Origin of the sequence: Vibrio sp. (assembly GCF_038138445.1) — a bacterium.
Classification (GTDB): domain Bacteria; phylum Pseudomonadota; class Gammaproteobacteria; order Enterobacterales; family Vibrionaceae; genus Vibrio.
Genome location: NZ_JAYQDQ010000045.1, coordinates 21645 through 33343 on the forward strand (window position 1 = coordinate 21645; position 11699 = coordinate 33343).

Below are 11699 nucleotides of genomic sequence, written 5' to 3' on the forward strand. Positions count from 1 at the left end.
GGCTGATTGGCTTCTACAGGAACATCAATAACTCTCCCTCGCACTCCAGATACAATTGGAGTGGTAGAAAATACCTGATTTCCAATTTGGGTAAATGGATGGTTGTAGTTCATGAGTAGAATTAAAGTACCAACAAGGGTGACACCACCAAGTACAGCGGTTGGGACAGTCCATTTATTTAATGGGATATTAAATATTTTAAAAATAGCAATGCATAAAGCGGCATAAGTCAAAATAAGGAGTAAATCCATTACTGTTTCTCCTCGTTGTTGTCTGTGCTCGCAGCGGATGGTTGCTCAACTGGGGAAGTCAAAGTATCAATTTGTTGTTGTAAGCGATTTAGCCGTTCAGTGAGGAGATCCATCCTATGATGAATATCGTGTTGTTCTTCTTCGAGCCTCTGGAAACCCCAGCCTCGTTCTTTACGCCATAAGGTTGCCCAAATCCAAAGAAATGGCCAAATAGCATGCAGGGTAAACAAACTCACCCAACCGGCGTAATGTATGGCATCTTGGTGTGGATGTTGCCTTTCCTTAGCGATTTCGTAGGGTATATCGTGAATGACTATGATGCCGTAGAGTATCACTAGCGCGACAAAGATCAGTAGACCCAGTGCGAAGTAATCCAAAAACATAAATGTGCTCCCTTTATTATGACTTACAGCTAATACTAATTATGATTTAAACGGATATTTTTGTATGAATAATGAAAGTGTTATTTGTAGGTTTACTTTCCCTTTTTTGAAAAATTGAGAAGTTTGCTATTCAACGAAGGATTCATGATGACCATCCATAAAAGGATATTTCTAGCCATAAGTGTTTAGCCTTAAATGTTAAGAATAGTTAAGGGTAGTAAATAAGTCCTAGATCAGGTTGGCAAGGGTATTTTTCTGATTTTCTACGGCTTCTTTGAGTAATCTATCGCAAGCTCATGAAAAGTATCACTTTTATAGTGTGAGGAAGGATATCAAAGACTGCTTGTGAGCAGTCTTCGTTTTGGGTTGGGGGAAGCAGTAAGTTAATCTTTGATAATTGGAGCTATGAGAGTAGTTCTCTGAGCGTCAATGGGGACTGAGTCAGGTTAAGGCTTTGTGCTGCTGTCATGCCATTTTTACCTTGATAACATAAATTATGCCATGCTCTAAATATATCCAGTAAAGGCATTAGACCCCCGGGCCTTAGTTTACGCCTCGGCTCGTCAATAAAATCTTCAAACAAGGTTTGGAACCTATTTTGATAGAAAACCGTTTGGCGAATACTGGCTTTGTTTAACCACTCTTTAGGTTCGCTATTATCCCCAGCGAGATAGCAGATGCCTTTGGATGTTTCATTTACATTTGCAATCGCCCAGCGGTCGCGCCACCATCCCATGTGTAAAATATCAATCTTATCTATGTTGTTAGTATTGTCCCAATGACTATCCTCTTCGACGTAGAGGAGATCAATACTTTGATTTTGAATTCTAGGTAAACCTACACTCAAAGCCGCAGATCTCAATACAGGATCTTGAGGCAGGTAAAGTGTGATTCTTCGATCGCTATTACATTGAGAAAACACATGCATGAAGTGTGCATATGAGGTGTAGGGCGGCCTTATCAAAGCGCCTTTAGTCGGGTAATGAAAGTGGCTTAGATTACCCAATGGGTCTTCGACATTACTACGCGCGAGTATCGCTTGATATTTATGATCAATTCTCTCTTTTAATAGCGAAGAGTTTGAAAATGAGGGAGTGTAGTCCTCCAATGAATAGTCACGACAAATAAGCCGAGAATACGGTTGGTAGGGATCATGGTCGACGTTCCCTTGTGGGTCTTCATCTGCAGAGTAGTTGACATGTTGGCATAGAATATAACCCGTCTTAGCATCACCTGTGACAAACCAAAGCACACCGTTGTTGCTCTTAGGTTGTAATGGTAGGTAGGAAGAGGCCAGTTCATACTGAGTGGCGTGATTGACCCATCGCGCGTCGAACATCGCCAGCTTGCGTCTGCATCGACTGGCAATATGGTCTAAATGGTCGTAGAAAGTCTTAGGGTTGATTTCTAACTTACGGCATATTTCCCGCACGGAATATCCGGTAAATAGCAGCCCCAGCAAAGTCTCTTGGAAGACGAGCTTATTATTTGTGCCAGACCATTTATCAACAAAGGTTGATTGGCATAGTTTGCAGCGATAACGTTGGCGGTCACCACTGTAACCAAATGCATGGTACTCGTGTTTATTGGTATGCACTGAAAGGCCAAAATTTTCACAATGGCTATTTCGACAAGCCGGTAAGCCGTCACTATGCAGTTGTCTTAAACGTTGGAGTTCGTTCAAGACTTCTTGATTATTAAGTAAGGGGGGGAAAGCGCCACATTCCCGACAAACCATTGTAGGACGTTTAGGGTTAGCATGTTGCAACACGTATCTATGTGCATCACTTCGCCCAAAATTGTCACACGCCAATGTTTTACAAAAGTTGAGTTGTAACCCGTCCGCTTCCTTCGGCAGTTTGCCAGATTTCACTATCTCCCCCTCGGGATTATCAGGGCTACCAAAGCAGCCCGCTTGGTAGCAAAATATGGTTAATCAGATGTTGATGGCGGTTTCCAAAGCGACTTTCATCATATCGTTGAAAGAATCTTGGCGCTCTTCTGCGCTGAGCTTTTCACCACGGGTAATATGGTCCGAGACGGTCAAAATCGTGAGTGCCTTCGCTCCATGATCGGCAGCTACGCCGTAAATGCCCGCAGCCTCCATATCGACACCTAAGATGCCGAGTCTTTCCATTTTTTCAAAAAGCTCAGATTCTGGAGTATAAAAAAGGTCAGAAGTGAAGACGTTACCAACTTTGACAGACACATTCTGTGCTCTAGCTTGTTTAACCGCCTCTTCTAAAAGACCAAAATCGGCAATGGCAGCAAAATCATGATCATTGAATCGTATACGGTTTACCTTAGAGTCGGTTGATGCGCCCATACCGATGACGATATCCATCAAATTTACATCATCTCTTACGGCGCCACAGCTACCAATACGGATAATGTTCTTCACACCATACTCAGCAATAAGTTCATGTACATAGATGCTGCATGATGGGATCCCCATACCGTGGCCCATCACGGAAATACGATGTCCTTTATATGAACCTGTATAACCAAACATGTTGCGTACATCACAAACTTGTTTGGCATCCTCTAGGAAGTTTTCTGCAATGTATTTTGCACGTAATGGATCGCCTGGCATCAAAACGGTTTCTGCGAAATCATCAGGTTGGGCATTAATATGTGGGGTTGCCATCGTTATTACTCCGAATGATTAGTAATTCTAACTGCTGATCACTAATTGTGTTGATTTGGAAAAATCGGTAGGTAGATACTAGCTAGATCTTGGACTTATCCATGAGACGCATGTCACAAAAGTTATTCTTGTTGTTATTATTCATTACATTGATAACGAATTGTGTTGAAAGAGTTAAAGCAATCGTTTTGTGACAATTAGGAGTGCATTATTTGAACTAAGCGCGCTGTTATTACGTAGTAATTGGTACTTATACAAATTTAAATCTTGTACAAATAAATGAATCTATGCTATTTCTTATACAAGATATTTTTTTGTATACCTTTGGTGAGGGCCCAGAAGATGACAGACACAGTCAAAGTAGGTATCAGTTCATGTGTATTAGGGGAAAATGTCCGCTTTGACTCTGGGCACAAAATCAGCAAATTTGTGACCAAAGAGCTAGCGCCGTATTTCGAGTTCGTCTCTGTCTGCCCAGAGGTTGGGATGGGTATGCCAGTACCACGGCCGACCATTCGCCTGATATCAGACGATGAGAGAATTGCACTTGTCGAGACAAAAAATCCTGATAATGAACACACAGCTAAAATGCTAGATTACTCCGAACAAAAAGTCAGCGATCTCAAGACTCAAGATTTATGCGGTTATATAGTGTGTGCAAAATCGCCGACTTGCGGTATGGAGCGAGTCAAAGTTTATCGCAAAGGCGGGGCTGAAAACACCGGTGTGGGGTTGTTTACTCAGGAATTAATGAAGCAAATGCCTTGGTTGCCTGTAGAAGAAGACGGACGATTGAATGATCCCGTTCTCAAAGAGAACTTCATTGCACGCATCTTCGTGCTAAGAGATTTTTATGATTCAATGGGAGATGAGCCTACGGCCGGAAAACTGGTTGCTTTTCATTCTCGTTACAAGCTGACTTTGATGGCACATCACCCTCAATCATATAAAGAACTCGGTCGTCTCGTTGCCAACACCAAAGACTATGATCCACAGACTTTTTACCAGTTGTACCGAGAAGGCCTAATGAAAGCGGTTGCCAATAGAGCGAGCCGTAAAAACAACACTAACGTGCTAATGCATTTACAGGGTTACTTCAAGCGATCGTTAAATAAACAGCAAAAAGCTGAGTTATGTGGAGTGATTGAGGAGTATCGTCAGGGCACTTTGCCTCTCTTAGCGCCGATAACCTTAATTAAGCATTATTTAACGACTTACCCAGATGAATACTTACTCGAGCAAAAATTTTTGCAACCTCATCCCCAAGAGATGAGGCTGAGATACGGATTGTAGAATGAAGAAATACGCGATAAGAGAAATTTCTGAAATGACAGGGGTGAAACCTGTCACCTTGAGGGCTTGGCAAAGAAGGTATAGCTTGATTGAGCCAGAGAGAACGCCTAAAGGTCACAGACTTTATACCCAAGAACATATTGACTTAATAGATAGAATTCAGAGTTGGCTTAATAAAGGCGTGTCAATTGGTAAGGTCAAAGCCTTGTTAGAAGCGGGGAACAGTGACTCTTATGACGTTGATGACAGTGGCAGTCAATTGGATGATGTCGAGTCTGTACTGGAAGCCTTGGCAAGTTTAAACAAGGGTAAAGCTGAAACACTGATTAATTCGGTCGTTAAAGAGTACCCCCTAAATGTTGTCGACAAGCAATTTATTCAACCAGTTCAACAAGCCTTTGCCTCGATTCGTCCTTCTTTGCGAGCCCTGCAATATGGTCTGTTTTACTCAATTATGGTCAATAAGTTAAACGCGATTATTGATTCAGAAAACAAAGCCAGCCGCTCTGGGCGCGCGTTACTTGTTAGTACACTCGGTAATGCAGATATAGGTTCACGCTTAATGGCTCTGACATTAGTTGAGCAGGGGTACAATATTACTCTGTTGGATGAAGTTGAAGATTTGTCAGGGCTTGCGACTCATCCAGCAATAGACGGTTTTGCTGTTATCGGTATCTACAGTTCGAAAGCCGTCAATGAGCCTCAGCTCACGGCTATAAACCAACTGGAAGAACAGTTTTCAGGTCAAGTGGTGGTCTCTGAACTGATACAACAGTTGCGGTGTGAAAAATGAAACTAGTTTGGTTAAGGCGAGATTTACGAGTTGATGATAACACCGCGTTGTGCGAAGCGCTCAGGCACGGCGAACCTGTGGCTTGCGTTTATCTTGCTACGCCAAAGACATGGGAAAATCATGGCCTAGCGCCTATGCAAGCAGATTTAATCTTTCGTAGGCTTGAGAAGCTTTGTGAAGAACTGGCAGAGCTCAATATTCAACTTTTGTATGACGAAGTCGCTCAGTATTCTGACTGCGCCGAGCGAATAACTGAAGTGGCTACTAGCCTTGGCGCAAATACTGTCTTTGTAAATCGACAATACGAAGTGGATGAGTGTCAACGAGACGACTTTCTTGCTAGTCAGCTGTCGGCAAACGGCATTGGCTTTCGCTTGTGTGACGACAAATGCATTTTCGCTCCCGGCAGTGTAGTCAATAAGCAAGGAAGTTACTTCAAAGTCTTTACTCCGTTTAAGAAAGCTTATCTTACTAAACTCGAAGCACATTCTTTTGAGGTAAAAAAAGCCCATAAAGCGGTCAAGGCTGTTTTACCAGAGGCAAGCCAACATTTATGCTTTCATCCAGCGGTAACCTTTAGCTATCCAAGGCAAGAGAGTAGTGCTTGGGTCGCCGATAGTCAGTCAATTATCGCGCAGCTAAGAGACTTTACCGCTGCTCGAAGTGATCTTTATGATCGCCAGCGAGACTTTCCCTCTATACAAGGGACGAGTAAACTATCACCCTACCTAGCTATTGGCGCTCTATCAGTTCGCCAATGCATGGCGAGGCTAATGTATGGTCAAACTCCACCGCTCGGTTCTGGACGTGAAGTGTGGCAAAGTGAATTGATCTGGCGAGAGTTCTACCAGCATCTAATTTATTTTGAAGCTAAACTCAGTAAAGGACGCAGTTTTCTTGACTGGGGTGACGGCTTAAAATGGGCCAACAACAGTCAATGGATTGAAGCGTGGAAAACAGGACAAACAGGTTATCCGATAGTAGATGCAGCGATGCGACAATTGAACCAAACAGGATGGATGCATAATCGTCTGAGGATGATTGTAGCAAGCTTCTTAATCAAAGATCTGCACATTGATTGGCGCATCGGTGAGCGCTACTTTATGAAGCGCCTTATTGATGGCGATTACGCGGCCAACAATGGAGGTTGGCAGTGGTGCGCATCGACAGGCTGTGATGGCCAGCCTTATTTCAGAATTTTTAATCCCGTAACACAGAGCGAACGCTTTGACCCATCAGGCGCATTTATACGCCAGTGGATACCAGAGCTTGTTGGAGTGCCAGACAAGTATATTCACAAGCCTTGGGCGTGGCCAGATGTAAGAAACCTGTCATATCCTGATCCAATAGTTGATCATAAGGTCGAGAGAGAAGTAACCTTAGGCCTCTATAAGGAAGCTAAGGACGTTTAACATGCTGCGCATTCTTCTCCCCATTTTATGTTGTTTCAGCTTGCCAGTGTTTTCCGCCACGTATCAATTGCCACAAGAAGGAAGCAACATTGTTGGGCGTACGCAGTACCATCAAGTGTCACAAGGTGAAAGCTTAGCTGATATTGCCAAGCGCTACGATGTCGGCTTTTTATCACTCATGGCTGCGAATAAAGGGGTAGACCCGTTCCTTCCCGCTGAAAACTATGTGTTAACCATCCCAACTCGTATCATACTGCCCGATGTACCAAGAAAAGGTATTGTCATTAATCTTGCAGAACTCCGTTTGTACTACTTTCAACCTGATAAAAACTTGGTCCATATTTTTCCTGTCGGTATAGGCCGTATTGGCAGGGATACGCCAGAAATGGAAACAAGCATCAGTCAGAAAAAGCGTCATCCTACCTGGAAACCGCCAAAGTCGATTCGAAAAGAATACCGAGAGAAGGGTATCGATCTCCCAACAATTGTGCCTGCAGGCCCCGACAATCCACTTGGAGACTACGCAATGCGTTTGGCTTATGGCATCGGTGAGTACCTAATACACGGCACAGATAAAGATTTTGGTATAGGGCTCAGGGTGAGTTCGGGTTGTATCCGTATGGATCCAAAGGATATTGATTGGTTGTTTCCCAAGGTTAACTTAGGCGAAAAGGTAAGAGTAATTAATGAACCGATTAAAGTGGCATTGGAACCAGATAGAAGTGTGTTTGTTGAAGCGCATGAGCCACTAACACGCAGTGATGGCAGTAAGAAAGCTCTGGTCTTGCCGGAACAACTACGCTGGTGGTTGGATGAATTTGACCTATCAGATGCGAAAGCTAAAGCCGTTATCCTTGCCCAAAATGGTGTGCCTGTTGAAGTAGTATCGCCTGATTTTATGGATTGAGTATTCGTGAAGTTATAGCGCTTTTAGCTTAGAAAACAGAAAGGGCCTGTATTAGCAGGCCCTTTGTAATCGAATCGCTTATTTTTGGACAAAAACATGCCAGCGGTGTTACTAAATTAGCAATTAATAAATAACTTTAAGTATCGCAAACCGCGTTATTGAATGCTAGCGCACAGGTTTACATGCGCTAGCAAGGTGGTGTGTACCAAGAAAACAAACGATAATCTATTCACACAGGCTAGGGTCTAAAACATACGTCCGGCTTGAGGACTTTAATGTTACTTCTCGTTCGGAGGTACATTCGATATAGTCATATTGCTTTATTTTATCCCTAGTGTTGTTATCCAACCATATGGCAGAGGCAATACAGCTCAATACGATAATAGCCACAACATATAGCCCTGTTTTCGTCGAAAATGGTATTTTTAATAACAACTCTGTTGATGGATGAAGCATAGCTAAGGGAATGATCGCTATAAAACCAAATATTATAACCCCAACAAAAGAAGCTATATTGTTCATTAAACCAGCTATTTTTGCTTTAGGAATTATACCGATTGAGTCATTAATAACCACTAACTCGTTGATTGAACTATAACTTAGCCACACCATAAAAACCATAACAGGCCAACTAATCATCACTTTTAGCCAACGATTTCTTTTTATCCTTCGATTAAATTTGTTGTTAGAGATCATCAATAACTTTCTCTACTTGATTTTTCATAGGTTCAGTGAATTTAAATTGGTCGTCTAGTTTAGATATTTCTTTTCCAACAATAAATGCACTAACAGCAAAAATACCAAGTGTTACAGCGGTTGGCACGGCAAATACAGTACTTAATGTTGCAACTCCTAGAATAGTTATTCCTTGAGCGATAACTCCAGCTGCAATACCCTTAGAAATATCTGCTGTATATTGCCCTACCACTTCACCGAGAGTCTTCTCGTCATGTAGCATGTAATCCACGGCATTAACTGCACCACTGAAAACAAGTTCTACATAGATGTTACCTTTCAAGAAATGAATATTGCCTTTAACGGTATTCAGGGCTTGACCGATTTTAAGCATTTGAGGTGTCGCTTCCTGCCAGCGAATACCGAGATCTAAATATCTAGGCTTGTAATTTTCAACGACAATATTCGTCACTCCATTGATATTGACTGCTTTAGCTGTTGCTCCCCATCCACCAAGTTCTTTAGCGACTTCATAGGCACCTTTTAAGCCCATGCTTACACCTGTGTAGTCTTTACCTGTAGAAAGTTCTCCGTGAGTGTCTTTTATCAGCAAATCTAAATACTCGTTTGCTTCTTCAACTGTCATCACAGCAATGCTGACATTAGTTTGTTGAGACGTATCCCACTGATATTCTTTGGCTTGCTCTTGTAAGTCTTTATTCCACTCTTTTTCAGTAAGATCGTAAGCCTGTTGTGCAGCGGCGCGCTCTGCAAGAACCCGTTCTCTATTTTCTGCCCAACGTTTTTCGTCCTTTGCGGTGTAAGTTAGTTCCGCTCTGCGCTCTTGACGTTGACGCGCTGCTCTTTCTCTTGTCGTTTCTTGCCTTTCTTCTGGGACATATGGGAAAGATTCATACCGCATGTGAGTTGGCCTTAATAAAAAAATAAGCCAGATGATATCAATATTTTCAGGTGTTTATCATTCCCAACAAGGTGTTTTGAGGCATTTACCAACCAAATAGTTATTTTGACTACTAAAACGCTCAAAGTGACGCTTTTAGTCCTCAGTGTTTGAGAAGAAATATAGATCAAGCTTGATTTAACGAGGTGTAGGTCAGACTCGAAAATGGACAAAACCACGTTACGATTTCAGATGAATGCCGGATATTCGGATAAATTTAGCTAGGGCAAAATGAAAGACTTGACCCCGATCACTTTGTAGATGCTATATTCTTACAGCAAAGAAAAGATTTTGAAAAATCGATCTGGACTGAGAGAGGGATAAGCTTTGCTTTGGGAATACTTGCTTCTCTTATTGCATCAATAATCTGGCACTTTGTTGGCAGGTTCAAAAAATCTAACAAGCAAAGGAAGTCGGACGTGTAAACACACTGCTGCTTTGGGTGTTATAAGCTTAAGTGGTTAAATAAGCAGAGGAAGTATGAATCAAGAAATGCAAGATCAACTCAACGGCGCTAGGAACCTATTCTTTGGTTTCCTAAAAGGCGTTGATAATCAATTCAATATCGAACTTCCCGATTATGTCTATCATTACACGTCGGTTGAGAGTTTTTACTCCATGGTCGAGTCCGATACAATTCGTATGTTCACTATCAGTAATTTTGAAGATCAATTAGAACGAAAAGTTAAGCTAGATATCGAAAGTAGAATTAGTGGTTGTATCACGAATAATGAGACTCTTGAGAAGCACGACTTTGCAAATGTAGTAAATTCCGCCTTATCCAATGATCATGTTTTCATCCAATCTAACACTTCGACAAGCCGCAATGAATACTTATGGGAAAATTATGGTAACGAAGGCAAAGGGATATGTCTTCGTATTTCGACAGCCAAATACATAACCTACTTAGAAGAGACTCTTGAAGACTTCGAATTGCTCCCAGACTATCTGAAGTGCTGCTACATATCATACGATGAAGCTTGGTTGAATTCATTTTTGGAGATGTTGCTTCCTGCAATACAGGCAGCCAATCCTAAGTTAAATAATATGCCTACGACAATCTGGTTTTTCTTCTTAGAGTATTGGAGAAATTTTATCAAATCTCCAAAACCGTATGAGGAAGAAAAAGAGTTTCGTTTCGTGGTTTCTGACAACTTTTCGTTGTTCTTGTTTTTTTGTAGTCAGTTAGCACGTTGGGGATTGTTTACTACGAAAGACTCTGATGCATTGGCAGACACTTTCTTCAGTGAATACCGTAACCGAAAGCAAAAATTACATCAGCAATTAGGTTTTACGCTTACAGAGCATTCAAGCTATGTAACTATCCCGTTTTCAAGTGTCGTTGATTCTGTCTTAATTGGACCAAACTCAACAATGACAAAGTCTGATATATCGAAAGGTACAAACTACAAAATTAGAAAAAATCAGATCGAGCGAATGTTGGGTCACTTATAACAATGCATTTAAGGTTTCAGGCACTTTTCTAATCTAAAAGAGTTGTGTCCAGTATCAGAGATACGTCCCTCTCAAACCAGCATAAAAATGCAGGCGAAGGTTGCTGGGTTAAAAAGTGGTTTATGTGCGGAAATGTGAGTTCCCTGCCACGGCTTCGATACTACTAAACCATGAGAAAAAATACGGTGATTTCAGTGGCACGATCCGCCACTGAGTAATTAAGTTAGCGCACTTAGGGGCAAACCATGACCAAGATACAAAATGGCCCTGATCCCACATTGCAAACCTCATCACAAAACCACAAATTTCTGCTGAGGGTAGAAACCGTCATTTTCACTAGCTCTACGGTCTTCTTAAATACCCCCGAAGCAAATCCACTATCAAATCAGTCACTTTGTCATCCTCTTTGATCGCTCACTCCATGTTTTATCAAAGTGATACTTTCAACAAAAATTGTTACAGTTCCGCCATTTAATATGCATGTGGATTAATTATCCACAATTACTGTGATCACAAGAGTGAAGCTGTATGGCGAATGATATTGAGTTTAGCTTTGAAGTCTCTGGGTTTTTAGGGGCATTCAAAGTCGAAAGTTTTCGGGTAACGGAAGCCCTGTCTGCCCCGTTTGAAATGACTCTGACCGTCTTGTCAGAAAACCATAGCATTACCTTTGAAGCGCTGAGCCGAAAAACAGGCGTGCTGAATATCTATGGTCAAGGCTTAGCGGCGGCTCGCCAGTTTAACGGCAGTGTTTCAGAGCTGAGCTATTTAGGCTCTGGACGCCGCTATTCTCGCTATCTTATCACCCTAGTGCCTCAACTTTGGTTTTTAACCCAGCGCCAAGATTGCCGCATTTTCCAAAATAAAACCGCGCCAGATATTATTCGCCATGTTTTTGATGATGCGGGGATGAGCGATTACC

11 protein-coding genes and 1 pseudogene are annotated in these 11699 nt (G+C 42.0%); 6 read left to right on the forward strand and 6 right to left on the reverse strand.

Annotated features, from left to right (window positions below):
• The 4 genes and pseudogenes from AAFM34_RS12670 to deoD all read right to left on the reverse strand — a co-directional run.
• Positions 1-251 (reverse strand): annotated as a pseudogene (locus AAFM34_RS12670) (hypothetical protein); the annotation flags it as partial.
• Positions 251-634: a DUF3302 domain-containing protein gene (locus AAFM34_RS12675; protein ID WP_341663354.1), complete on the reverse strand. Its 384-nt coding sequence runs from the start codon at positions 632-634 to the stop codon at positions 251-253. The gene AAFM34_RS12675 and the pseudogene AAFM34_RS12670, both read right to left, overlap by 1 nt.
• A 403-nt stretch (positions 635-1037) precedes the next feature.
• Positions 1038-2507 carry a lactate dehydrogenase gene (locus AAFM34_RS12680; RefSeq protein ID WP_341663356.1) on the reverse strand — a complete coding sequence of 490 codons (1470 nt, stop codon included), beginning with the start codon at positions 2505-2507 and terminating at the stop codon, positions 1038-1040.
• 63 nt (positions 2508-2570) lie between these two features.
• On the reverse strand, positions 2571-3281 hold the full coding sequence (gene deoD, locus AAFM34_RS12685; RefSeq protein ID WP_341663358.1) for a purine-nucleoside phosphorylase: 711 nt from the start codon (positions 3279-3281) through the stop codon (positions 2571-2573).
• 342 nt (positions 3282-3623) lie between these two features.
• Between deoD and AAFM34_RS12690 the strand changes: the two genes are divergently transcribed.
• Genes AAFM34_RS12690 through AAFM34_RS12705 form a run of 4 tightly spaced genes read left to right on the forward strand, consistent with a single transcriptional unit; the run spans position 3624 to position 7686 of the window.
• Positions 3624-4574: a DUF523 and DUF1722 domain-containing protein gene (locus tag AAFM34_RS12690; protein ID WP_341663360.1), complete on the forward strand. Its 951-nt coding sequence runs from the start codon at positions 3624-3626 to the stop codon at positions 4572-4574.
• Between the two features lies 1 nt (position 4575).
• Positions 4576-5367 (forward strand): MerR family transcriptional regulator, encoded by a 792-nt coding sequence (locus AAFM34_RS12695; protein ID WP_341663362.1) that lies wholly within the window; start codon positions 4576-4578, stop codon positions 5365-5367.
• Positions 5364-6779 (forward strand): deoxyribodipyrimidine photo-lyase, encoded by a 1416-nt coding sequence (gene phrB / locus AAFM34_RS12700; protein ID WP_341663364.1) that lies wholly within the window; start codon positions 5364-5366, stop codon positions 6777-6779. Before AAFM34_RS12695 ends, phrB begins: the two co-directional genes overlap by 4 nt.
• 1 nt (position 6780) lies before the next feature.
• The gene (locus AAFM34_RS12705) at positions 6781-7686 is read left to right on the forward strand and encodes a L,D-transpeptidase family protein (RefSeq protein WP_341663366.1); all 906 of its coding nucleotides are present in this window, start codon (positions 6781-6783) and stop codon (positions 7684-7686) included.
• A gap of 225 nt (positions 7687-7911) precedes the next feature.
• On the opposite strand, the gene AAFM34_RS12710 is transcribed toward AAFM34_RS12705, so the two are convergent.
• Complete coding sequence (locus tag AAFM34_RS12710; protein WP_341663368.1) at positions 7912-8382, reverse strand: hypothetical protein; 471 nt, start codon at positions 8380-8382, stop codon at positions 7912-7914.
• Positions 8372-9283 (reverse strand): hypothetical protein, encoded by a 912-nt coding sequence (locus AAFM34_RS12715; RefSeq protein ID WP_341663370.1) that lies wholly within the window; start codon positions 9281-9283, stop codon positions 8372-8374. The genes AAFM34_RS12710 and AAFM34_RS12715 overlap by 11 nt, the downstream gene beginning before the upstream one ends.
• 519 nt (positions 9284-9802) lie before the next feature.
• Between AAFM34_RS12715 and AAFM34_RS12720 the strand changes: the two genes are divergently transcribed.
• Positions 9803-10777 carry a DUF2971 domain-containing protein gene (locus AAFM34_RS12720; RefSeq protein WP_341663372.1) on the forward strand — a complete coding sequence of 325 codons (975 nt, stop codon included), beginning with the start codon at positions 9803-9805 and terminating at the stop codon, positions 10775-10777.
• A 528-nt stretch (positions 10778-11305) separates the two neighbouring features.
• Positions 11306-11699: contractile injection system protein, VgrG/Pvc8 family (locus AAFM34_RS12725; protein ID WP_341663374.1), on the forward strand; the 394-nt coding region annotated here is incomplete at its 3' end.

Excerpts from the sequence above, each read along its gene's own strand:
- AAFM34_RS12675 (WP_341663354.1), bottom strand. The coding sequence starts at position 634 with ATGTTTTTGGATTACTTCGCACTGGGTCTACTGATCTTTGTCGCGCTA.
- deoD (WP_341663358.1), bottom strand. The coding sequence starts at position 3,281 with ATGGCAACCCCACATATTAATGCCCAACCTGATGATTTCGCAGAAACC.
- AAFM34_RS12690 (WP_341663360.1), top strand. The coding sequence starts at position 3,624 with ATGACAGACACAGTCAAAGTAGGTATCAGTTCATGTGTATTAGGGGAA.
- AAFM34_RS12695 (WP_341663362.1), top strand. The coding sequence starts at position 4,576 with ATGAAGAAATACGCGATAAGAGAAATTTCTGAAATGACAGGGGTGAAA.
- phrB (WP_341663364.1), top strand. The coding sequence starts at position 5,364 with ATGAAACTAGTTTGGTTAAGGCGAGATTTACGAGTTGATGATAACACC.
- AAFM34_RS12705 (WP_341663366.1), top strand. The coding sequence starts at position 6,781 with ATGCTGCGCATTCTTCTCCCCATTTTATGTTGTTTCAGCTTGCCAGTG.
- AAFM34_RS12710 (WP_341663368.1), bottom strand. The coding sequence starts at position 8,382 with ATGATCTCTAACAACAAATTTAATCGAAGGATAAAAAGAAATCGTTGG.
- AAFM34_RS12715 (WP_341663370.1), bottom strand. The coding sequence starts at position 9,283 with ATGCGGTATGAATCTTTCCCATATGTCCCAGAAGAAAGGCAAGAAACG.
- AAFM34_RS12720 (WP_341663372.1), top strand. The coding sequence starts at position 9,803 with ATGAATCAAGAAATGCAAGATCAACTCAACGGCGCTAGGAACCTATTC.